A 24,490-nucleotide genomic window follows, 5' to 3' on the forward strand; every position below is an offset into this window, starting at 1 on the left:
TTGAGAAGGGCTCCCGTGGCGGCCGCGACAGGGATGAACGCGCGGCCGCTGCCATCGACCCTTCCTTGCCGCCTACGGGCTAATTTTCGATGCCTAGATCGAGACGGTCAGCTATCTGAAATGATGCCCAAGGTTTGTTGATTACAGTACAGTCGGTTCCAAGCGGCGCATGCGAAATATCCGCTCTTCCTTACTATAACAGCAGGCCAAACCTTTTTCTCCAACTGAGCATGTTGGCCCTGAGCTGCTGAAAGTCCTACAGCATGGCTTGTTGTGGAAGTCAGTTCGGCAAAAGAACTGCATTACGGAAGGCCGCATCCTCAAGCACACGCCCGATGCCGCGCGCTACGCACGTAATCGGGTCCTGTGGCACGGTCACGAATAGTCCGGTTTCGGTTTCGATTCTTTCGGCTATCCGGTCGAGCAGCGCACCGCCGCCGGTCAGGGTTAGTCCCCCTTCGAGAATATCCGCAGCAAGTTCTGGAGCCGTACCTTCCAAGGCAATTCGTACAGCAGTGATGATGACGTCAATGGTTCCAGCCATCGCCTGATACAGATCGTGTTGGGTGATGGTGATTTCCCGCGGCACCGCATTCGCCAAATCGCGTCCGCGGACTGCGAAGCTGAGACCGCGGCCATCCGCAGGGCGGACCGCAATACCATATGCTTTTTTGATCTTTTCGGCGGTGGCCTCGCCGATCATGAGATTATAGTGCCGTCGGAGATAGGAGACGATCGCCTGATCCATCTGGTGGCCGCCGACCCTGACGGCTGTGACATAAGCCAGACCTCGCAGCGCAAGTATACCGATTTCGGTGGTTCCGGCACCTATATTCAAGACCATTGAGCCTATAGGTTCTAGGACTGGCATCCCGGCTCCGATTGCAGCCGCCATTGGGGCTTCGATCAAAAATATCCGGCTTGCTCCTGCCTTCTCGGCGGCGTTTTTCAGCGCACGCCGCTCCATTGGGGTGGAGTTGGCAGGCACGCAGATGATCACGTCCAAAGGGCGTATCTTCCAGCGACGCTTGAAGACCGACCCGATGAAATATTTGATCATCTCCCCGGCGATATCAATGTCCGCGATTGCTCCATCGCGTATCGGCCGCACGACCTCGAGATGGTCGGGGGTCCTATTGACCATCATCTTCGCTTCCTCGCCCACGGCAATGATTGGGCGTTTAGGCGAACTGCAATCGACCGTGACTATGGAGGGAACCTCCAATACCACTCCTCGATCCCGCGCGAATATTCGCGTGTTCTCGGAACCAAGATCAATTGCCAGTTCCTGTGCCAAACCGAGCAGGCGGGATCGGGCCGCGCGCTGTATAGGATCCTCGAACCCTGTGTTTGCAGCGGGCGGAGGGATGATCTTTGGCAGGTCTGGCTCGTCGTCAGTCTCTAAACCCTCGAACTCAAACAATATGCCGATCGATATGCCAAAACTGTCGATCTCTTGTTGCAGCGAGTTCACGCTTGCTCCTGGCTTGAGCCAGTTTTCAATCGGCAGATGAAATGTGACACAGTAGCGATTCTGCGGGAGCGGGGTGATACCGACATTGAGGAGTGCATCCGGCACTTCTTCGATCGCAACGTCATTCCGAAGGACACGGAAGATCCGCGTCATCACGCCCGGTCGGACGACTATGTCACCGAAGATTCTGGGCGCGCGGTCACTTCCCAGCGCGAGCTCAAGGAACTTCCGTGCAGTCGCGGCTACTGCCGCGGTACCTTCTGCCTTCGACGCGAGAAGGAGATCCAACAAAGTGGTGGGGGAAACCGCAAGAATGTCGTCAAAGTCTGAATGCAAGGCGGCGCAGAGTTCTTCTGCCGTCCCGACATACGCTTGGCCATCCCAAATGAACACGTCGATCCAAGGATCGCTGGCGCCGACGCGGCGATGATATCTGGCAGTTTCAGGAATATTGTGCTCATAGACTTCGAAATCGGCTATCGCTGACTGTCTATCGCCCTCAACCGAAGGAATCGCAGTGTAATACGCGTTGCCGCCATGGCCGGCGGCTCGATAGACAGGCAGCGCGAAGCCTATGTCGGCCAAAGGGACATATCCCATGATCTCCATGGAAATGTGCGCTAATTCGCGGTTCATCTTATGAGCCCCTGACGCGCATACCACTCGCGCGTGATGCGCATCAGATCTCGTTGAAATTCACTTGGGCGTCGGTTGGGCTGCCAATCATAGAGTTCGATATCGGTACCATGCTGCTTCAAGACGGCGACATCCCGTTCAAGTCCAGTGTTGCCCTCGAGAAACTGCTTCGGGATGATGAGAAGACGCAGATTTCCAGGCAAATCCACATTATGTGATGCTGCTATTTCGATCGTGGAGGCACGCTTGTCGTGCACGTTACTGCCGTCAACGCCCATCCGGGCGATATCGAGGTAGCTGATCGCGACACTTTCATGAGGCATGATCTCTCGCGACAACTCCAAGCGCGTACGGCCTTCGAAGTATGCCTCGATGCTTCCGAAGGCCCAGGCAATGAACTCCTTGGCTGCACCAAGCCTCGACTCGAGCGCGTAGTCTTCCAATGGAACGTACTTGTCCGCCTGTTCTTGGAACGCCCCCTTGGCACCGCCTCCGCTATCGAACGGATAGACGTGAACTGGCTGCGTCACCGCGCCAGGGTCGACTACAAACACAGCCGGGAATCGCGTTATCTGATGCGAGGGTTCCTCGCTGTACCGCGAGACATATGCTGGGCGCATGACGAAGAAGTAAAGTAACTTCAAGGCAAATACGTCGCACAGCTTGGTGACCAGCTTGCCTGCCCTAATTATCTCTTTTGCTGGCCAGGCCGCGGTCACATGGGCAAGCGGCAGATCGCCCGTTATTCCCAGATCCCCGGTACGCCCGATCAACTGCCGATCAAAATTAGCGTCTGTCCGCCGATTCATCCCTTTCGGCCACCGGCGCGTCGTTCCTCGTGCGCTCAATGTCCCAACCTTTGCGACCAAGAGGGCTGCCTTGGGCCATAGGCCAGGAAGCCTTCCAGCGCCAACATCTGAAAGACAACAGGATCAGGCATTGGCCGCCGCCGCCAGCAGGTGCTGGATCAGGATGGCAACCAGATCGCCATCAACATCATCATCGATCGCCTCGAGCTTTGATACCAACTCCACATTTTCACAGCCCCCCATCATTCCCCCGAATGCTTTTGCCAGCCTTTCCATAACAATGCGGGCGCAGATCTGCTAGTCGCCATCCACGTGAAATGCAGTGCACCGAGGGCCGCTGGAATGGCGCTCATTGCAATTTCGCCGAAGTCAATCTTTTTCGTGCGATTGGGCTAAAGTAAAACCGCTCGGTCGGACGACATGGGCGGGCGGGCTAGTATGTGCAAAGCCGCATAATTCCTGTTCAGGCTGATAAAGCCAGAAAAAAATGCTCGTGCAATCTACTCGAACGGCGGCAACTAGGGCCGGGTCTACGAACGATGAACGACCGGTCTCCAACGTATTTCGCTCGCGTGACTGGCTTTCGATTACATGCTCGGAATGTCCGCTTCCTTCGATTCGCGGTCCATAAGCCGCCTGTCGCGAATGTCCCCGATCTTGCCATAAGCAGACGGGTCCTTCTATCCGTTTCATCATTGCATATCCGCCCAACAGTCAACCTCGGACTGGCCAACGGCACGCTCCTCCCGGCAGGTGAGGAATAACTCATGTTTCGCGCGCTGCAAGGCACGCCCCCGACACATAAACGTCACATTGCCAATCTTTTAGGTTGAAGATCTTGGTCAATCCGGCAAGGTAAACCGGCTTCCGATGAAAGCACGGAAGCGGGGCTTCGAAACCCCAGCATATACAGCTCGGTCACAGTTTCACTGGGGCCGGGTGGCATGCGCGTATGTCCAGCCGGCAACGGTAAAGGCGCATGCGCCTGTGTGTATGCCAGGTTTCGAACATCCGGCTTTGGCCGTCGCCCCGAGTGGACATAGGTGCGACGAATGGGCCAGGGCAAAAGCGAAGGTCGAAGTATCGATCTTCAGATTGTGAGCAATGACAACGGCGAGCGGTTCAGCTTCACCGACTTCTATCGACGAGAGCGACCTCGCCTGATGCGCTTCTTCACCCGTCAGCTCGGAAATCCAGCAGATGCGGACGAACTGAGCCAGGAAACCCTCACCCGCTTCGTGCGCGCCGCCCCTCACCCGGCACTGGATAACCCCCGCGCCTATCTGACGCGGATCGCAACCAACCTCCTTCGTGACTATGCCGAGCGTGGATCGACCCGCCTCGCGCGGCAGACGACGCAACTTGAGGACGGCTATCACGCACTATCCACCCTCGATCCCCATAGCGATGTGCACTACCGTCAGGAACTTGCCCGCTGGAAAGGCATTTTGGAGCAGCTTCCCACGCGCACTCTCGAAATTTTCCTTCTCAATCGGGTAGAAGGCTGTAGCTACCGGCAGATCGCGTCGGATCTTGAGGTGCCGCTTTGGGTCGTTCAAAAGCATATGCTGAAGGCAATCAGGCTCGTCGATCTGCATCGCGGAGCTGACGATGATTGAAGACCGCGCTTCGATCACGGCCCGGGATCGGCGTGTTGCCCAGAAGTGGGTGCTGCGGATGCTCGACGAACCCGAGCGCCATGCGCAGGGCCTATCGGACTGGATAGCCGAGAAACCGGAGCGGCACGCATTGTTTGTCCGCCTCATGAGGGATGTGCAGGCCGCCGGTCATGCCGGGGCGCAGTTCGACCTTCCGCCCGCGCGTCCATCGGCTGCCCGTCCGTGGTGGAACAAGGCCATTCCAGTCGTCGCGGCGGCATCACTCCTTTGCGTTCTGATCGCGGCAACCTCACTTTTCAAAGAGCGCCACGGCTCTTCCCGGCAGGTAGCGGAAAGGGGTGAAATGGCCGCTCCGCTCGTCACGAAGCTCGGAGAAGTGCGAACGCTCAAGCTCGCCGATGGCAGCAAGGTTACCCTCGACACGGACACGGCCATTTCCGTGAGAATGGCGGCCGACCGCCGCGAAATCGTCCTCAAGCGGGGGCGCGCAAGGTTCATCGTCGCCCATGACCTGGACCGGCCATTTTTTGTGCGGGCGGGTGGCCTCGAAGTCCGCGCGACCGGCACGGTCTTCGACGTGCTTTACCGAAACAACGTCGCGGTACATCTGATCGAGGGCGGCGTTGAGGTAAAGCTTGCGCCACAAGGCATGAACGACGGCAGGAAATTGCTGCTGCGTCCCGGACAAATTATAGCGCTAAGCCATGGACAAGGCGCTCAAACTGTTGTCATTCCTGCCCGCAGGTCCGATCAGCAGTGGGTGAGCGGCGTGAAGAGTTTCGACAATGTGCCTATCCGCGAGGTGATCGCGGAGGCGAACAGCTATAGCGAGACCAAAATCGAGCTGGACCCCGCGAGCCTCGGTGATCGGGAGATATTCGCCGACATCCATATCCGGGATATCGAACGTGTGGCTGAAGCGATCAGTGGTTTCCTCGATCTGCGCATCGATCGCTCGGAAAAAAGCCGCCTGATACTGAGAGCCGACAAATAAATTCGCTGCCGCAGCTTCAAAGCCAGCCTGCCCCGTCTTTCGAACTGAGCCCCACAAAGGGGCGGTTCGAAAAAGGGGCAGAAGATGGGCATGGGAAAGTTCGCGCTGCTGGGGAGCGCCGCGATTTGCGCGAGCATGGTGGCTCCGGCTGCGCTGGCGCAGGAGACGAAGCGCAACTATGACCTCCCGGCCCAGGAACTTGGGCAAAGCCTTCGCGCCGTCGCCCGAGAAAGCGACTACCAGCTTGCCGCCGACCCCAAAGCTCTGAACGGCCGCCGCGCGCCAGCGATTTCTGGGAAGTATAGCGTCGAGGAGGCGGTGGGAGCGCTTCTCTACGGATCGAGCCTGACCGCGGATATCAGGGGGCGCACGATCTACCTTCGGGGGCGAGAAGCACCGTCGCGCGACGAAGTAGAAGGCGCGGCGGATAATCAGCTTTTCGTGACCGGCTCACGGATCCGCGGGGCAAAACCTACCTCTCCCCTCATTGCCGCGTCACGAGAGAAAATCCAGGGATCGGGCTATACGGACCTTGGTTCCTATATGCGCACGATCCCGCAGAATTTCAGCGGCGGACAAAATCCGGGGGTCATTTCCAGCATCCAGACCGGCTCGGAAAACACAACCGCCTCATCCACGCTCAATTTGCGCGGTCTCGGTGCCGACGCCACGCTGACGCTGCTTAACGGCCATCGGGTCGCCTACGATGCCGTGAGCCAGGGGATCGACATTTCCGCGATACCCCTGGCCGCCATCGAACGTGTCGAGATTGTCGCGGACGGCTCATCGGCCCTCTACGGGTCAGACGCGGTAGGGGGCGTCGCCAACATCCTGCTGCGCCGGGACTATGACGGTCTGCTGACGACCGCTCGCTTCGGCGCGGCCACCGATGGCGGGGATGTCCAGCAGCAATATAGCGCTGTGACCGGCCGCCGCTGGAATGATGGTGGGTTCATGGTTGCGGGCGATTTCAACAAGGCAACCGACGTCACAGCCTCCCAGCGCTCCTATATGCGTTCGCGCCAGTCCAGCATGACCCTGCTGCCCTCCCAGCGGCAGGTGAGCGCCGTGTTGGCAGGGCATCAGGCGCTTGCCGATGTCCTCGAGTTCGAGATCGACGCCCATTATAACCGCCACAAATCGGTTGCGGCCCTCCCCTATAGCGCGACGCTCGATGTGCGGCAGAGCGGCGTCATCAGCCGTCCCGACATTGAAGGCTACTCCATCAGTCCGTCCGTCAAGTTCCGCCTGCCGGCCGGATGGGAAGTCATAGCGCGCGCGACGCGCGCCGTCAGCGACAGCAAGATCACCGCAGAAATCTATTCGGGAGGCAGCGCTTCGGCCGTCAACCACGTCCGCTACAAGAATGATCTCTGGTCCGCCGAATTCAGCGGCGAGGGTCCGCTGTTCCCGCTGCCCGGCGGCGACGCGCGCCTTGCCGTCGGTGCCGGCCTTCGCTCCAACGGCCTGGATGCGTCGATCAGGCGGGTCACCGCGACGGCGACGACATCCCTCCTCAACTATAGCGATGGTCAGACGGCGACCTTCGCCTATGGTGAACTTTTCCTGCCCCTGGTCGCGGATCGCAACGCGGTTCCCCTCATCCGGTCGCTCCAACTCTCAGGCGCCGTCCGCTATGAGCGCTACGACGAGATTGGCGGACTCGCGACACCCAAGATCGGTATCAGCTACCAGCCGATCGGCGACCTCACACTCAAGGGCGCCTGGGGCAAATCGTTCAAGGCGCCGACGCTCAGTCAGCAAAACACCGTCCGGCAGGGCGTGCTCCTCTTCCCCGCTTATTATCTCCCCGCGCCGCCCACCAGCCGGAACGTCCTCCAAATCAGTGGCGGCAGCAAGGATCTGGAGCCGGAAAAGGCGACCACACTCACCCTGACCGCGGAATTCAAACCGCACAAGGTGCCCGGCCTGCGGCTCGAGGCAAGCTATTTCGACGTCCGCTACAGGAACCGCGTCGTCCGCCCGATCGCCGACAGTTCCCAGGCCTTCAAAGCCGAATATGCCGATCTCATCCTTCTCAATCCGACCCTAGAGCAGGTTCTGGCGGCGACGACCGGCCTCCCTTTGGGCGTCCAGAACCAGACCGGCGGCGTCTACGACCCTGCAAATCTGGCGGCTATCATCTTCAACCAGCTTCAGAACGCCGCGCGCCAACATATCCGTGGCGTCGATGCCTCCGCTTCCTATGAATTTTGGGAAGGCGACAATCAGTTCCATCTGGAGGCGAGCGGGAGCTATCTCAAAAGCGATCAGAAGCTGAGCGCGAGCCAGCCGACGATCGTCAGGGCCGGCACGATCTTCAATCCGCCCCACTGGCGGGGCCGGGCCAGTGCCGGCTGGCGGCGCGGAGCCTTCGGCTCGACCCTGGCCTATAATTATATCGGCGGCACCGACGACCGGCGCACGACAACGACCTACAAGGTCAAGGGCTTTCATTCCGCCGATGCCACGCTGAGCTGGCAGCCGGAGGGAAGCGGCCTCTGGAATGGCTGGTCCTTCCTGCTCTCGGGCCAGAATATCTTCAATGAAAAGCCCTCGGCGATCCGCGCCACCGCCACCAATCCGACCTATGATGCCACCAACTATTCCAGCATCGGGCGCCTCATCAGCTTCACTGTCTCGAAGGCCTGGTAATGCTCATATCCCTTGTCATGGGCATATCCGGGGCAGGTGCGGCTGCAGGCTCGGCCGCACCTGCATCGCAAGACTGCGCCCATGTCCTGCAGCCGGGCACGCCGCTCACCCGCCCTCGCCCGGTCACCGACCGCGATCTCATCGAGACGCTCGACCTGGGGCCGAATGCAGCGATGGAAGCCGGTCCCTTTTTCACCGTATCGCCCGGCACCGGAAAGGTCGCGGTCGGTGTCCGGCGCGCCAGCGTCTCGGACGACAGCTATTGCACCGGCATCACCGTCATCGATCGCAATGGGTCGGCGCGCCTGATCGATTCCGGACCAGGCGTCGCCTTCTTCCGGTTCGAGGATTTCTACGGAACGAATGGATTTTCCTCAGGGATCACCAAGCTGATCACTCCGCGCTGGTCCGCTGACGGCAGGATGCTGGCCTATCTCAAGCTTGTCGACGGCAGGCTGCAACTTCGCCTTTGGAATGAAAAGCGTGGTGCCCGAACCATAGGCGCCGACACGCAAGACATCGCGGATTTCCAGTTCAGCGCTGACGGCGCCATGATTATCTACAAGGTCCGGGATGAAGCCGCACAGATCTCGGCCCTGAAACAGGAATTGCGATCGGGGTTCCGCTATGACGATCGCTACTTCCCTTTCGCCTCGACCTGGCCCTTCCCCAAGGGCCGGCCACCCTATGTGTACAAGGCCGTGCGCCTCGCCGACGGCACTGTTCGCACCGCCACCCAAGCCGAGGTCGCATGGCTGGACGAACCGGTTGGCCTCACTCGATCGGCAACCACCGTCCGCGCCAAGACCATAAGGGATGCAAATGGCGTCGACCATGTCGCGGCCATCAAGGGAGCCAGCGAAATTCGCTGCGAGAGCGAGGCCTGCGCCCAGGTCGAAGGGATGCCGTGGCTGTCCGTGAAAGGCGCTGTTCGCTACCTGCGACGCGAAGGTTGGGCGAAAAGCGAGATGGCCATCTATGAGTGGACGATCGGCTCGGCCCAGCCGCACCGGCTCTATGCGACCTCCGACCTGCTCATCGACTGCACGCCGATCGCGGATGACGTGCTGTGCGGTCGCGAGGGTTCGACCCGACCCCGCTATCTCGATCGCATCGGCCTTGGAAAAGGCAAATCCTCCGCGCTGTTCGATCCCAATCCGGCCTTCGGCAAGCTGTCGCTCGGCCGCGTCGAGCGGCTCCAATGGAAGAATGACCGAGGCATAGAATGCTTTGGCGACCTCACCTATCCGCCCAACTACCAATCAGGCCACCGCTATCCGCTGCTCGTCGTCCAATATGAGAGCCGGGGTTTCCTGCGCGGCGGCACGGGCGATGAATATCCCGTCCAGCTCTTTGCCCGCGAGGGCTATCTTGTTCTCACCGTCCAACGGCCACGCTCGCCCCTTTTTGGCCTGGGCCTTTCCTCGATCGAACGGCAGCGGCACCAGAATGAGGGGTTCGACGAGAGGCGCAGCATCCTGTCAGCCTATGAAACCAAGGTCAGGCAGTTGATCGCGGCCGGCATCGCCGACCCCGAGCGAATCGGCATTACCGGGCTCAGCGATGGCTCGACGACCGTTCAATATGCCGCGCTTCATAGCAACCTGTTCAAGGCCGCGGCGGTGAGCGGCTGCTGCTGGGAACCCTCCCAGACATGGGTGCTGGGGCCATCTCTCCAGGCCAATTATGAGCGGTTGGGCTGGCCCGCATCCCCGGATGACAAGCCCCAAATGTGGGCGGATATCTCGCTCACCCGCAACGCCTCCCGCGTCGCCTTCCCGATCCTCATGCAAGCGGCGGACGGCGAATATCTCGTTGCCCTCGAAGCGGTCCGGGCGCTCAAAGCCGCCACACGCCCGGTCGATCTCTATGTGTTTCCCGACGAGGTCCACATCAAGCGCCATCCCGCTCACCGGGCCGGTATCTATCGGCGAAACCTCTTATGGTTCGATTTCTGGCTGAAGGGAAAGAAACCCAGCAGGCCGGGTCAGGATGCCGATGAAGTGGCGCGATGGGCGGAGATGCAGCGGCAGTCTCAAGGCGCCGCAGCCAGCGGCTACTGACGGCGCACTATCGCCCCGCCTCCCCGATATGCAATCTTGCAGGCAATGCTCAAAGGAGCTATATGAATGCTCAAAGGAGCATCATCATGTCCGAAGTCGAGGTTGGCCGCCGCAAGCCGCAGGGGAAAAACCCACCGCCTTTCGCCTATAAGGCGCTCTATCGTGCGTCGCCCGTCGACCGGATCGGGTTCATCAAGAAGGGCGTGGCAGCCAGCGATCTCAAGCGTTTCATCGCCGCACTGCATGTGGACCAGAAGGTGATGTTCGACGCGCTCAACCTCAAGACCGCGACGGTGAACAAGAAGGCGGCGAACAACCAGCCGCTTTCGACCGAAGACAGCGAACGCGTGCTCGGCCTCGCCAAACTGGTCGGCCAGCTTGAAGACATGGTCGAGGAGTCGGGCGATGCCGAAGGGTTCGATGCGCCCGAATGGCTCTCGACCTGGCTGCGGCAGCCGCTTCCCGCTCTTGCCGGCGTGAACCCGATCGACCTGCTCGACACGATGGAAGGCCAGGCTCTGGTCTCCCGCACATTGGCGCAAATCCAGAGCGGCGCCTTTGCGTGACGACGATCTTCTGGAGGATCGCCACTGATACCAGGGCCTATGAGGCCGACGACATGTCGGGCGCCGGCGCGAAGATCACGGGCGGTCGCTGGAATGACGTGGGCGTCGCTCTTGTCTATGCGGCGAGCAACCGGGCGCTCGCCTGCCTTGAAACCGTCGTCCATCTCAATAGCGGGGGGCTGCCGCTCAACCGCTATCTTGTCGAGATCACGGTACCCGACGAGATGCTGGCTGCGGCCGAAGTCGCCACGAGCGGAAGTCTGCCGGTCGGTTGGGATGCCGAGCCGGCCGGCAGGGTCAGCATTTCGATCGGATCAGCATGGGCGCAGTCCTTGCGCACGGCGTTGATGCTCGTCCCCTCGGTCATCGTGCCCGAGGAGCAGAATCTGCTCATCAATCCCGCGCACCCGGACGCAGGACGGATCATGGCCCGCAAGGTCCGTAAATGGCTCTATGACCCGCGGATGATCCGTAAAGTCTGACGCGACCCCGGATCGAACGGCGACGGAAATGACTGCGCCATGGTGCCCGCGCAGCGCCAACACCGTCCACAGCCAGTCCGCTATCCGCTGCGCCTGCCGTTCCAGTGCGCGATCCAGGCTTCCATATCGAGGAAAGTGAGCAGGCGGACGTAGGAAAGCCCCATCGCCGGACCGCGCCCAAGCGCCGTCTCAATCGCCTGCCTGTCGACCAGCCGCCGACGGGCGAGTTCGCCATCCAGAAGCCGCTCGCGCACCGCTGCACTGTTGCGGCTCAGCACTTCCATGGCGAAGCCGCTGGGGCTTCCCTTGCGCCACCGCTCCCTCACCAGCGGCGGCAGGCGATCATGATAGGCTCGGCGGACAAGGGCGCGATCCCGCCCGCCCTCGATCATCTTCCAGGTCGGGACAGCGAGCGCCGCCTCCACCACTGGCTGGGACATGAGCGGATTAATCATCGGCATCCCATATTCGCGCAAATAGCCTTCGAGATGATTCTGGACCCGCAGGAGAAAGGCGACCTGTCCGGCCTTGCCGGGACGGCTCAGCTGCTGCTCATCGAGCCAGGCGTGATGAAGCGCGTCAGGCTTCATGTCCGCGACGACCGCCTGCGCCACCGCCTCGATATTTCGGCGCCAGCTGTAAGCCTGCCGCATCGGGCCGATAGCGCGCGCCGTAGCCCAGATCGCCGAGGGCAGCGGCGTCTCGGTCACCGCCGCGATATTGCGCAGGGTCGAAAAGGCCTCAGCTCCGATTCCCCTGGCCCGGAGACAATCGAAAAAGGGCCGGATCGAACTGCTGTTATAGAAGACATTGTCGCCGCCATTCCCTGTGTAAACGGCTTCAGCACCACAGCCTGCCGCCCGACGCATGACGAGGGCGTGATAGGCGACCTCGTGGATCTGTCCGATCGGCTTTGGAAAATGCCGGGCGACCGATCGCGCAAGATCGACATCCGCATGGTCATAATGCCCCTCGAGCAAATCCACGCCGACCGATGACGCCATCGCCCGCGCATAGTCCCGCTCGTCGCCATTGCGATTTTCGGTGACCAGCGTGACGCACCGGAAGAGCGTCCTGGTCCGCGACAACGCGGCCGCCACGATCGAGGAATCGAGCCCGCCCGACAGGGTCGAGAGAATATTGGACGAGGTGGAAGCCCAGGCAGCTACGCAATGATCGATCGTTCGCCCCAGTCGCTCCGCTTCACGTTCGCTGTCCCAGCCCTCGCGTTCCTTGACATGCTCCCAGGGCGACCAGAAGGATGACAGCGCGGAGGCACCCGGGGTCAGGGCGACGGCGGTTCCCGGCAGCAATTCTTGCACGCCATCGATCGCGGTCGTCGCACTCGGCAAGTCCTTGGCAACCAGATAGCGCGGGATCTGGTCCCAGGCGATGCGGGGTTTCAGGAAGCCGGCATCGACCAGCAAATGCACGTCGGACGAAATGGCCCAGCCCGAGGGCAATTCCAGAAAATAGCAGGGCATCGCCCCGCCCGGATCGCGTGCAAGACGGACCAGGCCGTCCTCGCGGCCAAGCAGGACATAGCCGCCCCAATAGCGCTCCTTGAGAACCGACAGGACGGACGAGGCCGACAGTTCCTCCTGCGCCAGTCTGTCCTGCGGCGTAACGCGAGACGCGGGGCCGTGCCTTGGGAACAGCGTACCGACGACCACATGCTCGCGGCTGCCAAGCGGCAGGACAAGATCGGGAGAGCTCGCCCAGAGCCGACCATGGGGCACGCTGCCGCAGGCGGGAAGGCCGGTCCGCTCCGCGATCGCCTGCGTGTCAGGGGCAAGGTCGTCCTCGTCCCAGCCGAGCAGGATCAGATATCGACCAAGCATCAGATGGCCAGGATCGGTTCGAAGGGGCGGATATGTTCGAGGCGGTCGTTCAAAACCAGGTCATCGGCCTGGACCCAGCAATGGGCGGAAAAGGGCGACGCGCTGACGCCGATGACGAGCTTTGCCCGATATCCAGCCGACAGCAGAACCTCGAAAAATGCGATCGACCGGAGCAGGCATTGTCCGCTGCGCGGAAGAAGCCAGGCGACCGCGGCGAAGGAGGATGCGAGAGCCGTCCAATCGCGTTGCGAGGCAGTCGCCTTGACGTCCGCCGCGCGCGATCGCCGTTCGATCTGCTCGACGACGGTGCCGAAGTCCCGGAAGCGCAGGCGGGCGATGGCGCTGATTTGCGCGTACAGGAATGCGAGCCGGTATTTCCAATGTGCAGCGTCAGGATTGAGCGCCACCTCGCGGGTCGCGCGCGCGACGATGACCGGCTGCGGCAAGCCTGCGGTGCCCTCATCCTCGACAAGGATGCCGCCTCCCACCAGCGAAGCCAGCGCCGCCGCTGGAGCCTTCCCCTGGAGCAACCGCTGAAATGCCAGATCTTGCTTAGGTTGCAGCCCGAAATAGCGATCCGCCGCAACGTCAAGGAAGATCGCCCGGTTTCCCGTGACGCAAAAGGAAAGCCCGTCCCTCAACCTGTATCCCATGCTGGCCCTCCGACGCTTCATGCCGATGGCAAAAGACGCGCGCCGCAGGGACGCGCGTCCTCTTCTCAGTCGTCGGCGATGCCGAGCTGGCGAACCTGGCCACCGATATTGTCGGAATCGTCCAGCGCCGCGCCCTGGGTTTCGATCGAGGCGACGCCGAAATCGACGACGCTGTCTTCATGCTCGTGAATGTTGCTCATCTTCATCTCCATCATGTCACCGCAACTTTTGCGGCAGGACTGATGCTATGAAAGGATGCGCTTATATCCGAACTTATAAGGTACCATTCTGACAGCTTATAAGCTTGCAATAGAAGCAAGGCTGTGAAGTCGAATCCTTGATCTTCAACCCTAGAGAACTCAGTCTGCAATCGATGCGAGAAGCACTGTATTGACGATCTGCTCCACCCGCACCAGGCGACGCTTGTGATATTGGGAAATGGCGGCGCCGGTTTCGCGCCTGTTTCCCGCAAAGGCAGAGGTCCACAAGGAGCGCAATTCCTGTGCCCTTCGGTTGATCACCTCTTCGCGCAGCCGCAATATGTGGAGACGTTCGCCAACGATGATGATGGCATCGAGATGCTCATCATTGGGCGAACAGGCGCAGATCCGCGTAAAAAGATCCGCAGTGGCTGCGGCAATCCGAACCGAATCAAGCGCCTCGTCATCAAGGAAGGGCGGCGGCGGCCCGATCCGTTCGAATCGCACCATGACCTTGAGCGCCGCGCGCACGATGTCGGCATGCCAGCTATAGAGATTATAGGCCCGCAGCCGCGTCATGGCCGGCATGGCGAAACCGCCCCCGCCCTGCACCGATACCAGCCGCTCGCCGACGAGGCGATGAAGCGCATCGCGCACCGGCGCGATACTTGTGCCATATCGCTCCGCCAGGGCCTGCACCACCAGCGGCGCTGTCGGAGGTGGCTCTCCGCTCAGGATCAACTGCTTGAGTTCCCGATAGATGCGGTCGGCGGTGACTGTCTCCGGCGCCATCACAGGTTCTTCATGCAGAAGGACCTTGTCCAGCCGATCCGCCGCCGCCGCCTTTGGGCTTGAGGAAGGTCCGCAGATTGAGGCTTGCGATGAACTCGACGCAAAGCCGCTCCATTTCGAACATGTCGTCGAGGAAGAAATGCCTGGGGACGTGCATATGGTGCTCCAGAAGCATCATGGGAATGAGGAGATGCGCCGACGAAAGCCCGAGGGCATGGGCGCAGGCGATATGATCATCGATCCGGGACTTCGGGTTGCCCGATTCGATTTCCCTGAGCCATCGCACACCGATCCCGACAACGGCGGCAAATTGCTCTTGTGTAATGCGCTGGCGCCTGCGCCGTTCTTCGATGCGGCGACCTGAGATCGACTTGACCTCGGCCAGTATCGACGCCCCCTCTTCAGAGGCGTTGCCTTGAGATGCGCTCATCAGGACCTCGCTGATCGCGTCTCAAAGCACCCATGCACATTCCGATGGGTCAGGTTTTGGGGGAAATACGCTTCCCGTCAAATATTATCGCTCCCATTTTGACAGTGGGGCCGCCCAAGAGCGGCAGCCAGATGACCGAGCTCTCGCTCGATCCTGCCGACAACATGTCGCCGGCGGGCGACTACACCCTTTCTTACCTGCGGCAGCAACAGATGGAACAGCTAAAGCGAATGCGCCTGGCTGGCCCTTGCTCAGCCTTGCTGGAACAGGGAGGGAAGCCGCCGATACGCCCTGGCCAGGGCCGGTGCCTCACTGGCCGCCATCACCGCGATGGCGGCCAGGTAAAGCCTGCCGATCGTCGGGCGGACACTGATGTGATCGGAGCGCGCGATACGCTCGAGGATATTGGCGGCGAAGGGCCTCAAATGCGCCGAAGCCCCGACATAATGGTCTTTTTTGCCGGCAAGGCGCTTGCACGAGGGCATTGCGAGCTCTGCGACCAGTTCCTCGGCATCCATGGTGTCGGCAAGGATCAGCGCGACCGAGAGGGTCGCGCCATAGGGTATGAAGTTCCGGGCGATCCTTGCCAGGCGGGAGTGACAGGAGAGGAACAGGTCGGTTCCCTCGTCCGACAACTGCAATCTGTACGTCTTCGATCGATGTCCGGCCATGCCCGCCCTTCCACGATTCGCATGATGTCCCCATGCTCTGACGGGGAAAATCCGGTTTGAAGCTGCGCCGGCGCAAAAAAATCAACAAAGCGGCACTGAAATGCCGATTTCGGCACTTCACTGCCGGTTTCGGCATTTCAGTGCCCTACCCGTTGCGCCGATCCGGCACGCTGGCCCACCACCGGCTCATCCCGACGTGGAGTGATGAGGCGCCTGGTTCCGGCTCGCGGACAAAGCCTCCATCGGTCCATGTCGCCACAGGCGAGGCACGCAGCTTCGCCCTGCATCTGGAGACGAATATGATGCCGGCCACTCGACCGGCGATCTTGGCTGGACTGCTCCTGTCCGGCCTGATCGCGAGCCCATGCGCCCCGGCGCGCCCCGGTGCGCTACCGCCCGCACCGCCCCTCGTCGGTCCACTCAGCATCGCGCAGGCAGATGGTGATTTCGTCATCCGCGCCGCCCGGAAACTCGCAGCGAGGTCCATGCCGCCGCAACAGATCGGCGCCACCGTCAAAATGGATGCCGACCTCCTCATCCGCCAGCCCCGGCCTATCAAGGAGATGACACGATGACCCGTTCGCCCTGCTCGCTTCCATCGCTCCTTGCGAGCGTCGCCTTGCTGGCGTCAGGCGCCGCTGCCGCCGCCCAGACACAGGCGACACCCACGGATCTCAGCGCAGCGGCACGCGCCGCCGAAGCCAGCCTCCGCCAAAGCTTCACCAACCTCCAGTTCGAGGATTTCGGGCCGGCGCCGGTCAAGGGACCGCTGTTCCAGGCGAGCGCGGGAGGGCGCATCCTCTATTATGCGCCGGAGAGCGAGCATCTCCTCTTCGCCACCATCTATGACAGGAACGGCGTCAACCTGACCGCTCTCGCGCAGGATGCCAGCGCGCGCAAGAAGCTGGGTCAACTCGATCCCACCCAGGCGCTCACCATCGGCCCACCCGGGGCTCCGACCGTCATCGAGTTCACCGATCCCGACTGTCCCTATTGCCGCGCCCTCGACCGCTTCTGGGCGGCCAAGGCCGCGGAAGGCAAGCCGGCGCGGCGGCAAATCTATTTCGTGAGCGGCATCCACCCGGAAGCCGCGTCGAAGGCCCAGCATATCCTCTGTTCAAAGGACCAGGCTGCCGCGTTCCGCGCCACCTATGCCGGAGAGGCGCCAAAGCCCCTCACAACCTGCAAGGAGGGCGCGGCCCGCGTCGCGGCGAATGCGCAAGCGGTCAAGGCCATGGGGATATCGGGGACCCCAACCCTCATCCTCGACGGCCGCATCATCTCCGGCTTCCAGCAGGCCGAGATCGAGGCCTGGCTCGATCAAAAGCGGGCGCCGCGAAAGCCGCCCAGCTGACCGCAGAAACTTTGGCGGGCCCTGGGAGGATGCGCGCACTGTGCAGCCCCCGGGCACGAGATGCCGGCGATGGGCCTTCCTCCTGGAGCCGCCCTGCCCCTCGCTGGCCGACAGCGATCGCCCAAGTCGATGCCGGCAGGCATGTCGATGGGACGGCTCCTTTTTGCCTGGAGAAAAGCCATGCTCAAGACCGTAAACCTACCTCACCTCTCAATGCCCCGGATCCGCCGCCTCTCTTTTGCGTCGGCCGATGCCGTGGGAACCCTCCTCGTCGCGATGACCCTGGCATCGGCCGCCCACGCCTTCCAGGCGCCGGCCGCCGGCGACCTTGGCTACGACATCTACGATATCGTGGTGAACCAGGGGGTGAAGGGTCCGCTCGGCTTCGTGGGCGGCGTCGCCGCCTTTCTGTTCGGGGTCAGCCGCCTCTTTTCCAACATCATGATCGGCATCCCCACGATCGTCGCGGCGGTCTGCCTGATCCGGGCCGACTCCATCCTCCAGACCTTCGGCATGATGGTCTGACCGCCGCAGGATCGAGCCCCATCACCATCGGAACTGGCGCAGGTCTTCCTTTTGGGCCTGCGCCGGGTCGGGGAGCGAATGGTCGCTCTTCGTAACAATCACGCCTGGTCCAGGCGTGATGAAGCAAGGGAGAAGGACGTGGATGAGAGATTGCCGCAATTCCTGCACAAGCCGGTCCAGATCCTCTGGTTCGACGCGCAGGAGTTCATCGTCGTCATCTCGACGATCTTCGTCGCCGTCATCGTCGGCGGCCTCGTGGGCTGGTCGCTCGTCGGCGTCCTTCTCCTCTTCATTCCCTGGAAGCGGACCAAGCCGCGCGGCTTCATGCCACACCTCGCCTGGCGCTGGGGGCTCTTGCGCCTCCCCCGCTACCCCGGTCCCACCCAGACCCGCTTTTGCGAGTGAGGCAAACCATGTTCGGCAAGACAATTTCGAAAGAGGCCAGCGACCCGTTGCTCGGCAAGCCGTCCAGTTTCGGCATCCACCGCTACCTCCAGGGCTCGTCCAACCTGTTCGAGGAGAACAGGCTGCTCAAATTCTCGATCGCCGGTCTCTTCGGCATCACCGCAGTGCTGGGCATCGCGCTCTACACAACGTCCCAGAACCAGCGCACCGTGGTCGTGCCTTTCGGCGCTGGCGGCGATCTCTATGTGACGGGCGGCAAGCCCTCCGCCGCCTATCTGCGCGCCATGACGCGCAATATCGTCGCGCTCTCGGGCACCTATTCGGCGCTCTCGGCCGACCGGCAGTTCGAGGAGCTGCTCAGCATTGTTCACCCGACCGCCTATAACGGCATAAGGGACAGTCTGAACGCGATCCTCGACGAGCTCGCCAACAACCCGACGCTCTCGATCGCCGCCTATATTCGGCCCGATCAACCCGTGACCTGGACGGATCGCCAGATCCTCGTACCGGTGGAAAAGGTGCGCGTCATTGGCGGTGTCATCCGCAAGTTCCGGGGCAATCTGCGCATCCGCTACACGATCGACGCCGGCCGCTTCTGGCTCCTGTCGCTAGCTGAGGAAAATTTCGATGCCGAACTTCGGTAAGCGCCTTTGCGTGCCCCTCGCGGCGAGCGCGATCGGCGCCCTGCTGCCCACAGCGGCACTGGCCCAGACCATCACCGCGCTCCCTGACCAGACGAGCACCATTCGCCTCTCGAACCGGGACGTCAACCATCTTGTCTGCCAGGGCGGCGAGATCGAGGATGTCAAATTCTCGGCGGAAAAGGCGATCGCGGTCGAAAAGGCGGGCGCTGATGCCTGGGTCAAGTTCCTCGTCAAGGAAAGCGACGATGCGGGTCAGGTGACGCGCAGCTTCGTCACCACCCCTTCGGAATTCTTCGTGACGTGTAACGGCGCGATCTATCCGCTCTATGCCGAGCCCTCCGACATTCCCGCCCAGACCGTGACCCTCGCGCCCGGTGCCAGCCAGCGTGCCCGCGCCAATGGGGAGCTGCTGGGGCCGCTGGTCGAAGAGGAGCGCGCGGTCTCGATCACCCTCGCGATGCTGCAGGACCGGGTGCCGGCGAGCTTTACCGAGGTCGCGGTTTCGCCAAGGCCGCTTGCGTTCAGCGCCGCGCCAGCGCTGCGCATCACCGAGCGCCGGCGCGTCGCGATCGAGGGCACGGGCCTTTCGGCGTCGGAATATTGGGTCGAGGCGAGCGCCGATAGCGAGATTGACGAGCGGCTGTTCCTGGGCACCGCCATGGGCGCGCGCATCTTCAGCGTCACCCTCGATCGCCTGTCGCTGCGCGCCGGTGAGAGCGCGCGGCTCATTCTGCTCCGTCGGGGCGAAGCGCTGTGAGCGGCCCCGACAATGATGGCCCCGGCGCCGACAGTGGCAATCCCGCCAAGCCCGTCGACACCCCGCGCAGGCGTGCCGGGATGCAGGGTTATTCCCGCCCGCCAAAGAAAGAGGGCGCGAGCGATGGCGAAAGGCAAGGCAGCGCGCAGAATGCAGGTCGTGGCCCTGCCCTCCTCGACCTGAAGGCCCGCTGGGCGGCCTTAAGTGCCCGTCAGCAGCTACGCGCCCGCCAGACAGGTGTCGGGATCGTCATCGCGCTATTCGGCTATGGCCTCTACACTGCCTCGAGCGGATCGAAGGACGAGGCGCCAGCGGCACCGGCGGCATCGCGCCTCGACATGGGCGCGGGGCTGCGCGGCGACAGCCTTGAGACCAAGGTGCGCGGGGACTTGAAGAAAATCCTCGATGGCCAGGCGCTGCTGGGCGACCGGGTGACCGCGATCGAGGAAGGCAAGGTCGCCCCGGGCGGGCGATCCGCCATGGACGCGGCAGAAGGCGATCTCCCCAGCGCCATGCCCGGCGACATCCCGGCCTTCCCGCCAAGCCCCAGCGCCCATGAACTTGAGAGCGCTGATGGCAGCCTGCCACCGCCTCCCATGCCTTCGGCTCCACCCGCACCGCCAGCCCCGGCGGTCGAACGGCAGGTCGGCTCGATCGGGACCGCGACCGCCGCGCTCACCGCTGACGCGGGCGACAAAGGGGCAACGAGCGTTAAAAAAAAGACCCGGGCCATCTATTTGCCACCTGGTTTCATGAAGGCACGGCTGCTGACCGGGATCGACGCGCTCGCCAGCCGCGACGCGACCAGCAACCCCGAACCGCTGATCGCACGCGTCCAGGCGCCCGCCGTGCTGCCCAATGACGTCAAGGCGAACCTGTCCGGTTGCTTCGTCATCGGCAATGCGACCGGCAGCCTCGCCAAGGAGCGGGTCGAGGTCCAGCTCGTCTCCCTCTCCTGCGTCGACTTCGATGAACGCTCGGTGGTCGATCAGCCGATCAAAGGGTTCTTCGTCGATACCGACGGAAAGAAGGGGCTGTCGGGCCGGGTCGTCACCCGCGCCGGCGCCGCGCTCGCGCGCAGCTTCATTGCCGGCACGATCTCGGGCATGAGCCAGAGCGTCGAAAACACCTTCGGCGACACCTCGGTCTCCGCGCTCGGCACCGTCCGCTCGCTCGATGCGGGCGACGCGGCCAAGTCCGGCATTGCCGGCGGCCTCTCCAAATCCTCCGACAAGCTCACCGACTTCTATCTCGATCTCGCGCGCCAAGCCGGTCCTATCGTCGAGGTGGGCGCCGCCAAGGATGTGGTGGTCGTGATCCAGGAAGGCGTCGCCCTCGAAATCAAGCCGACTGCGGGGAGCAAATTCTGATGCGCCCGCGCCTCAAACAAGGAGACATGCCCATGCCGCTCCTCGCAATGCCATCAGCCTCGTCTATCCGCTGCACAGGCGCCCCGCTGCTGATGCTCGCCTCACTGCCCGCCTGCACCGCGATCGGCTCAGTCATGTCGCCCTATCCCGAAAAGTTCAGCTGCAAGAATAGCGACCATGGCCAGTGCATCCATCCCGAACGCGCCTATGAGGATGCGGTCGCAGGCGCGGTGTCGCGGTCCGATCCCAATGTCACGAACGACAAGAAGATGCTGAAAGGCAGTACCGCCGCAGCGCCCGCACCGATGGGACGCGCCAGGGGCAAGGGCGCCACACCTTATCTCGGCTATCGCGACAGCGTCTATCGCGAGCTTCAGGGACTGGTCGAGGCGCCAGTGACGCCAATGCTGCGCCCCGGCCGCACGATCCGTACGCTGATCCTTCCCTATGCCGACCGGGAGCGGCCCGACCGGCTCTACATGCCGCGCTATGTCTATTCGATCCTCGACAAGCCCCAATGGGTGGTCGGCGACTATCTGGTGAACCCCGTCAATCCGGCGGCCCCCGTACCCGTTCTCGAGCAGGTGAAGGCCAAGCCCACGCCGATGGAGACGAGCGACCTTCCCGCGCCGCCGCAGGAGCAAGGGCAATGAAGGCGCCCGGCACCCGCCATGGCGGCGGCATGACCTTCGAGCGGCTTCGCCAGAGCGTCTCGCGCGATGCCTATTCGGATTTTCTGCCGATGGTCGCCTGGGTCGAGGACGAGGAAGCCTTTCTCTGCATCGACGATGGCTGGGGCCAGGCCTGGGAACTCATTCCCTCCGCCTATCTCTTCGCGCACGTCCATCAGGCGCTGCTCGGCCTCCTCAACATCCAGTTCGCGCCTGGCACGGTGGTTCAGCTCCATTGCTTCGCCGACCCGCTGATCGACGATGCGCTCGACGCCTTCCTTGATTTGAAATCCCGTCCCGATCCGCTGATCCAGGCCTCGGCGCGCCGGACCCGCGATTATCTGCGAGACGGGACCCAGGGCCTTGACGCCCTACATGGCATTCCGCTGCGCAATTTCCGCCTGCTCCTCTCGATCAAGACCAGGAAGCCGCTTGGGGCCGACCTGCGGCGGCAGATTGAGGAACAGCTCTCCAAGCTCGGCATCGCCCGCCTCGCGCCCGAGGCGCTCGTCACCTTCTATCGCCGCATCTTCAACGGCGTGTTCGAGAACGCACCGGGGGTTTTTGCTCGCGGCAGCGACGACATGCCCGCGCGCCCGGTCCGCAAGCAACTGATCGATGCCGGCCCGGATCTCGTCTTCGATGGCCCGGAACTGTTCCTGGGCGACCAGGTCGCGCGGTGCCTGACACCGAAATCGCCGGCCCGATGTGTCACCGCCGAGCGCTGCAATCGTCTCCTGGGCGGGATGCGCGGCGCCTCGGAGGACAGCGACCAGATCGGCGGCCCCTTCCTCTACACGCTCAACATCCTCTTCGATCATTCGAGCTTCGAGATCCACAAGCGCGCGCAGATTCTCTCCGCGCAAAAGGCCGCCGGCAGCTTTGCCGTCGAGGTCGGCAAGCAGATCGAGGAGATCGGCTGGGTGCTCGACGAGGCGGGCAACAGCCGGTTCGTCTCGGTAATCCCGACCGTCTGGGTGTTCGGCCGCGACAGCGCGCAGGCCCGCGAGATGGCGGCGCGCGCCAAGCGCCTGTGGGAAAGCGAGCCACTGCCCTGGATGATGCAGGAGGAGAGCTATCTCAATCCGGTCCTGCTACCAATGGCGCTCCCCTTCGGCTTCTATCCCGACCGCAGGACGGTGCGGATGCTGGAGCGCGACCTTCCCATGCCCGCCAAGGCGGCAGCGCTTCTGGCGCCGGTTCAGACTGACTTTCGCGGCGGCGGGCGCCCCGCCCTTCTCTATGCCGGACGCAAGGGCCAGCTTATCACGCTCGATCTCTTCGATCCGCGCATCAACAATTATAATTTCATCGTCTCGGCCGAGAGCGGCGCCGGCAAAAGCTTCCTCCTCAATAACCTGTGCCAACAATATTATGCGCAAGGCGCGCTCATCCGGATTATCGATATCGGCGGTAGCTACCGGAAGCTCTGCACGCTTTGCTCAGGCCGCTATATCGACATTGGCGAGGAGCATCTCGTCCTCAATCCGTTCGACATGGGCTTCGCGCTCGACGGCGACGATCGACAGTCGGCCATTTCCATGGCGGTCGCCATCGTCGCGGAAATGGCCAATGCCGCGACCCGCAAGGGCGTCAGCACGTCCGAATGGAACCTGCTCAAGTCCGCGGTGCAGTGGACGATCGACAGTGGCCGGTCGGAAGCGGGGATCGACGCGGTGCGCGACTGGCTCGGCGCCTACCCCGCTCAGGCGACCAGCGATCTCGACAAGGTCGATCATCTGGTGCCCGCCGCGCGCGAGCTCGCCTTCAACCTGCGCGATTTTGCGAGTTCAGGCGCTTATGGCCATTATTTCAACGGCCCCTCGACCTTCGACATTTCCACCGACGAATTTGTCGTGCTGGAACTCGAACGCCTCAAGGCCATGCCCGACCTCTTCAACGTCATCGTCATGGTGGTCGTGAACGCGGTCACCCAGGAACTCTATCTCTCCGCCCGCGACCGGCCCCGTTTCGTGCTGTGCGACGAGGCCGCCCAGTTCATGACCCGCACCGACGGCCAGGACCTCTCGCGCCTCGCCGAAGTGTTCGGCCAGGGCTACAGGCGCGCGCGCAAATATCAGGGAAGCTTCGGCGTTGTCCTCCAGTCGATGAACGACCTGCTGCTCTTTGGCGGAACAGGTCAGGTGATCCTCGAAAATGCCGCGACGCGGTTCCTGCTCCAGGGATCGACCTATGACAGGGCGGTCGAGAACAAGATCCTCGATTATTCGGGCTTCGTCCTCGACCTCCTGAAGTCGGTCCGTAACAACAAGCCCCATTATAGCGAGGTCTTCATCGACTCGCCCCTGGGGCTCGGCATCGCCCGGCTCGTGGTCGACCCCTTCTCCTACTGGATCAACACCAGCGCGCCGCAGGAGGTGGCGGCGTTCGAGGCGCGGCTGCGCGCGGGGCTCTCGCCGCTCGAAGCGATCTGCGATCTCGCCGGCGTCGATGCGACAGAGATACTTGGACCTGCCGGACATTGGGAGGCGCTGTGATGAGCAAACCCTCTTTCGACAGCAACCAGCCCCGCTTCGAGTTCGAGCCCGATCCCGCGCTCGAAGCCTTCATCGAGAGGCGCGCGGCGGCCAAGGCCGAGGCGCAGGCGCTCACCTGGCGCTTCCGCCTCGTCACGATCGAAACGCTGATGATGGGCCTGCTCGTCGGCGCCGCGGGCCTTGCGCTCGGCAAACCTCCCTTCCTCGTCTTGCGCGCCGCCGTCATGGTCGCCGCCGGCTGTTTTGCGAGCGGCATCCTCCTCATCGGCCTCACTGGCGCGATCGACAAGGGGCTGCTCCGCCTGCGCACATGGTGGCGCACGCGATGAGCGGCATCCTCTCCCCGTGCCCAGCACCTGGGCCCATCCGGCTCCTGGTAGG

The 24,490-nt window shown here is 62.5% G+C and carries 25 protein-coding genes; 16 read left to right on the forward strand and 9 right to left on the reverse strand.

Annotation, left to right across the window (positions count from 1 at the left end):
- Window positions 1–280 precede the first annotated feature (280 nt).
- The 3 genes from AC58EF_RS08145 to AC58EF_RS08155 all read right to left on the reverse strand — a co-directional run bounded on the left by AC58EF_RS08145 (window position 281) and on the right by AC58EF_RS08155 (window position 3,195).
- Window positions 281–1,330, reverse strand: a complete 1,050-nt coding sequence (locus AC58EF_RS08145) for a rod shape-determining protein (protein WP_497275838.1) — start codon at window positions 1,328–1,330, stop codon at window positions 281–283.
- Window positions 1,331–2,106: 776 nt separating this feature from the next.
- Window positions 2,107–2,883, reverse strand: a complete 777-nt coding sequence (locus AC58EF_RS08150) for a hypothetical protein (protein WP_497275494.1) — start codon at window positions 2,881–2,883, stop codon at window positions 2,107–2,109.
- Between the two features lie 159 nt (window positions 2,884–3,042).
- The gene (locus tag AC58EF_RS08155; RefSeq protein ID WP_497275496.1) at window positions 3,043–3,195 is read right to left on the reverse strand and encodes a hypothetical protein; all 153 of its coding nucleotides are present in this window, start codon (window positions 3,193–3,195) and stop codon (window positions 3,043–3,045) included.
- Between the two features lie 776 nt (window positions 3,196–3,971).
- Between AC58EF_RS08155 and AC58EF_RS08160 the strand changes: the two genes are divergently transcribed.
- From AC58EF_RS08160 to parT, 6 genes are all read left to right on the forward strand, one after another.
- Window positions 3,972–4,538, forward strand: coding sequence for an RNA polymerase sigma factor (locus AC58EF_RS08160; protein WP_497275498.1), 567 nt, complete (start codon window positions 3,972–3,974; stop codon window positions 4,536–4,538).
- Window positions 4,531–5,532 (forward strand): FecR family protein, encoded by a 1,002-nt coding sequence (locus tag AC58EF_RS08165; protein WP_497275500.1) that lies wholly within the window; start codon window positions 4,531–4,533, stop codon window positions 5,530–5,532. The genes AC58EF_RS08160 and AC58EF_RS08165 overlap by 8 nt, the downstream gene beginning before the upstream one ends.
- A 90-nt stretch (window positions 5,533–5,622) precedes the next feature.
- Window positions 5,623–8,187 carry a TonB-dependent receptor domain-containing protein gene (locus AC58EF_RS08170; protein ID WP_497275502.1) on the forward strand — a complete coding sequence of 855 codons (2,565 nt, stop codon included), beginning with the start codon at window positions 5,623–5,625 and terminating at the stop codon, window positions 8,185–8,187.
- The gene (locus tag AC58EF_RS08175) at window positions 8,187–10,250 is read left to right on the forward strand and encodes an Atxe2 family lasso peptide isopeptidase (RefSeq protein ID WP_497275504.1); all 2,064 of its coding nucleotides are present in this window, start codon (window positions 8,187–8,189) and stop codon (window positions 10,248–10,250) included. The genes AC58EF_RS08170 and AC58EF_RS08175 overlap by 1 nt, the downstream gene beginning before the upstream one ends.
- 86 nt (window positions 10,251–10,336) lie before the next feature.
- Window positions 10,337–10,816 (forward strand): type II toxin-antitoxin system Prs ADP-ribosylating antitoxin ParS, encoded by a 480-nt coding sequence (parS, locus tag AC58EF_RS08180; protein ID WP_497275506.1) that lies wholly within the window; start codon window positions 10,337–10,339, stop codon window positions 10,814–10,816.
- Window positions 10,813–11,298, forward strand: a complete 486-nt coding sequence (parT, locus tag AC58EF_RS08185) for a type II toxin-antitoxin system Prs ADP-ribosylating toxin ParT (RefSeq protein WP_497275507.1) — start codon at window positions 10,813–10,815, stop codon at window positions 11,296–11,298. Before parS ends, parT begins: the two co-directional genes overlap by 4 nt.
- Before the next feature lie 80 nt (window positions 11,299–11,378).
- Here parT and AC58EF_RS08190 read toward each other — a convergent pair whose 3' ends face one another.
- From AC58EF_RS08190 to AC58EF_RS08215, 6 genes are all read right to left on the reverse strand, one after another.
- Window positions 11,379–13,139: an asparagine synthase-related protein gene (locus AC58EF_RS08190; protein ID WP_497275509.1), complete on the reverse strand. Its 1,761-nt coding sequence runs from the start codon at window positions 13,137–13,139 to the stop codon at window positions 11,379–11,381.
- Window positions 13,139–13,792: a lasso peptide biosynthesis B2 protein gene (locus AC58EF_RS08195; RefSeq protein ID WP_497275510.1), complete on the reverse strand. Its 654-nt coding sequence runs from the start codon at window positions 13,790–13,792 to the stop codon at window positions 13,139–13,141. The genes AC58EF_RS08190 and AC58EF_RS08195 overlap by 1 nt, the downstream gene beginning before the upstream one ends.
- Before the next feature lie 65 nt (window positions 13,793–13,857).
- A complete protein-coding gene (locus AC58EF_RS08200; protein ID WP_497275511.1) occupies window positions 13,858–13,992 on the reverse strand; it encodes a benenodin family lasso peptide in 135 nt (44 codons plus the stop codon).
- 159 nt (window positions 13,993–14,151) lie between these two features.
- On the reverse strand, window positions 14,152–14,784 hold the full coding sequence (locus AC58EF_RS08205; RefSeq protein ID WP_497275513.1) for a GntR family transcriptional regulator: 633 nt from the start codon (window positions 14,782–14,784) through the stop codon (window positions 14,152–14,154).
- Window positions 14,785–14,794: 10 nt separating this feature from the next.
- Window positions 14,795–15,214, reverse strand: coding sequence for a helix-turn-helix domain-containing protein (locus tag AC58EF_RS08210; protein WP_497275515.1), 420 nt, complete (start codon window positions 15,212–15,214; stop codon window positions 14,795–14,797).
- Window positions 15,215–15,465: 251 nt separating this feature from the next.
- On the reverse strand, window positions 15,466–15,885 hold the full coding sequence (locus AC58EF_RS08215) for a hypothetical protein (protein ID WP_497275517.1): 420 nt from the start codon (window positions 15,883–15,885) through the stop codon (window positions 15,466–15,468).
- Between the two features lie 56 nt (window positions 15,886–15,941).
- Here AC58EF_RS08215 and AC58EF_RS08220 point away from each other — a divergent pair, with 56 nt between their 5' ends.
- The 10 genes from AC58EF_RS08220 to AC58EF_RS08265 all read left to right on the forward strand — a co-directional run bounded on the left by AC58EF_RS08220 (window position 15,942) and on the right by AC58EF_RS08265 (window position 24,438).
- Window positions 15,942–16,460 carry a hypothetical protein gene (locus tag AC58EF_RS08220; RefSeq protein WP_497275519.1) on the forward strand — a complete coding sequence of 173 codons (519 nt, stop codon included), beginning with the start codon at window positions 15,942–15,944 and terminating at the stop codon, window positions 16,458–16,460.
- On the forward strand, window positions 16,457–17,239 hold the full coding sequence (locus tag AC58EF_RS08225; protein WP_497275520.1) for a DsbC family protein: 783 nt from the start codon (window positions 16,457–16,459) through the stop codon (window positions 17,237–17,239). Before AC58EF_RS08220 ends, AC58EF_RS08225 begins: the two co-directional genes overlap by 4 nt.
- A 180-nt stretch (window positions 17,240–17,419) precedes the next feature.
- A complete protein-coding gene (locus AC58EF_RS08230; RefSeq protein ID WP_192669483.1) occupies window positions 17,420–17,764 on the forward strand; it encodes a hypothetical protein in 345 nt (114 codons plus the stop codon).
- Window positions 17,765–17,902: 138 nt separating this feature from the next.
- Window positions 17,903–18,169 (forward strand): type IV conjugative transfer system protein TraL, encoded by a 267-nt coding sequence (locus AC58EF_RS08235; protein WP_497275523.1) that lies wholly within the window; start codon window positions 17,903–17,905, stop codon window positions 18,167–18,169.
- Between the two features lie 8 nt (window positions 18,170–18,177).
- Window positions 18,178–18,813, forward strand: coding sequence for a TraE/TraK family type IV conjugative transfer system protein (locus AC58EF_RS08240; RefSeq protein WP_497275525.1), 636 nt, complete (start codon window positions 18,178–18,180; stop codon window positions 18,811–18,813).
- Window positions 18,797–19,570 (forward strand): type-F conjugative transfer system secretin TraK, encoded by a 774-nt coding sequence (locus AC58EF_RS08245; protein WP_497275526.1) that lies wholly within the window; start codon window positions 18,797–18,799, stop codon window positions 19,568–19,570. Before AC58EF_RS08240 ends, AC58EF_RS08245 begins: the two co-directional genes overlap by 17 nt.
- Before the next feature lie 80 nt (window positions 19,571–19,650).
- A complete protein-coding gene (locus AC58EF_RS08250; protein WP_497275839.1) occupies window positions 19,651–20,940 on the forward strand; it encodes a TraB/VirB10 family protein in 1,290 nt (429 codons plus the stop codon).
- Between the two features lie 32 nt (window positions 20,941–20,972).
- Window positions 20,973–21,593 carry a TraV family lipoprotein gene (locus AC58EF_RS08255; protein ID WP_497275527.1) on the forward strand — a complete coding sequence of 207 codons (621 nt, stop codon included), beginning with the start codon at window positions 20,973–20,975 and terminating at the stop codon, window positions 21,591–21,593.
- Window positions 21,590–24,109: a TraC family protein gene (locus AC58EF_RS08260; protein ID WP_497275529.1), complete on the forward strand. Its 2,520-nt coding sequence runs from the start codon at window positions 21,590–21,592 to the stop codon at window positions 24,107–24,109. Before AC58EF_RS08255 ends, AC58EF_RS08260 begins: the two co-directional genes overlap by 4 nt.
- The gene (locus AC58EF_RS08265; protein WP_497275531.1) at window positions 24,109–24,438 is read left to right on the forward strand and encodes a hypothetical protein; all 330 of its coding nucleotides are present in this window, start codon (window positions 24,109–24,111) and stop codon (window positions 24,436–24,438) included. The genes AC58EF_RS08260 and AC58EF_RS08265 overlap by 1 nt, the downstream gene beginning before the upstream one ends.
- Window positions 24,439–24,490: the final 52 nt, after the last annotated feature.

It is taken from the genome of Sphingobium sp. WR1, assembly GCF_059693745.1.

Coding starts and splice junctions, on each gene's coding strand:
- AC58EF_RS08245 (WP_497275526.1), top strand. CDS start 18,797: ATGCCGAACTTCGGTAAGCGCCTTTGCGTGCCCCTCGCGGCGAGCGCG.
- AC58EF_RS08225 (WP_497275520.1), top strand. CDS start 16,457: ATGACCCGTTCGCCCTGCTCGCTTCCATCGCTCCTTGCGAGCGTCGCC.
- AC58EF_RS08265 (WP_497275531.1), top strand. CDS start 24,109: ATGAGCAAACCCTCTTTCGACAGCAACCAGCCCCGCTTCGAGTTCGAG.
- AC58EF_RS08200 (WP_497275511.1), bottom strand. CDS start 13,992: ATGAGCAACATTCACGAGCATGAAGACAGCGTCGTCGATTTCGGCGTC.
- AC58EF_RS08165 (WP_497275500.1), top strand. CDS start 4,531: ATGATTGAAGACCGCGCTTCGATCACGGCCCGGGATCGGCGTGTTGCC.
- AC58EF_RS08210 (WP_497275515.1), bottom strand. CDS start 15,214: ATGAGCGCATCTCAAGGCAACGCCTCTGAAGAGGGGGCGTCGATACTG.
- parS (WP_497275506.1), top strand. CDS start 10,337: ATGTCCGAAGTCGAGGTTGGCCGCCGCAAGCCGCAGGGGAAAAACCCA.
- AC58EF_RS08205 (WP_497275513.1), bottom strand. CDS start 14,784: ATGGCGCCGGAGACAGTCACCGCCGACCGCATCTATCGGGAACTCAAG.
- AC58EF_RS08250 (WP_497275839.1), top strand. CDS start 19,651: ATGCAGGGTTATTCCCGCCCGCCAAAGAAAGAGGGCGCGAGCGATGGC.
- AC58EF_RS08170 (WP_497275502.1), top strand. CDS start 5,623: ATGGGAAAGTTCGCGCTGCTGGGGAGCGCCGCGATTTGCGCGAGCATG.
- AC58EF_RS08175 (WP_497275504.1), top strand. CDS start 8,187: ATGCTCATATCCCTTGTCATGGGCATATCCGGGGCAGGTGCGGCTGCA.
- AC58EF_RS08155 (WP_497275496.1), bottom strand. CDS start 3,195: ATGGAAAGGCTGGCAAAAGCATTCGGGGGAATGATGGGGGGCTGTGAA.
- AC58EF_RS08255 (WP_497275527.1), top strand. CDS start 20,973: ATGCCGCTCCTCGCAATGCCATCAGCCTCGTCTATCCGCTGCACAGGC.
- AC58EF_RS08215 (WP_497275517.1), bottom strand. CDS start 15,885: ATGGCCGGACATCGATCGAAGACGTACAGATTGCAGTTGTCGGACGAG.
- AC58EF_RS08240 (WP_497275525.1), top strand. CDS start 18,178: ATGTTCGGCAAGACAATTTCGAAAGAGGCCAGCGACCCGTTGCTCGGC.
- AC58EF_RS08190 (WP_497275509.1), bottom strand. CDS start 13,139: ATGCTTGGTCGATATCTGATCCTGCTCGGCTGGGACGAGGACGACCTT.
- AC58EF_RS08230 (WP_192669483.1), top strand. CDS start 17,420: ATGCTCAAGACCGTAAACCTACCTCACCTCTCAATGCCCCGGATCCGC.
- AC58EF_RS08195 (WP_497275510.1), bottom strand. CDS start 13,792: ATGGGATACAGGTTGAGGGACGGGCTTTCCTTTTGCGTCACGGGAAAC.
- AC58EF_RS08160 (WP_497275498.1), top strand. CDS start 3,972: ATGGGCCAGGGCAAAAGCGAAGGTCGAAGTATCGATCTTCAGATTGTG.
- AC58EF_RS08260 (WP_497275529.1), top strand. CDS start 21,590: ATGAAGGCGCCCGGCACCCGCCATGGCGGCGGCATGACCTTCGAGCGG.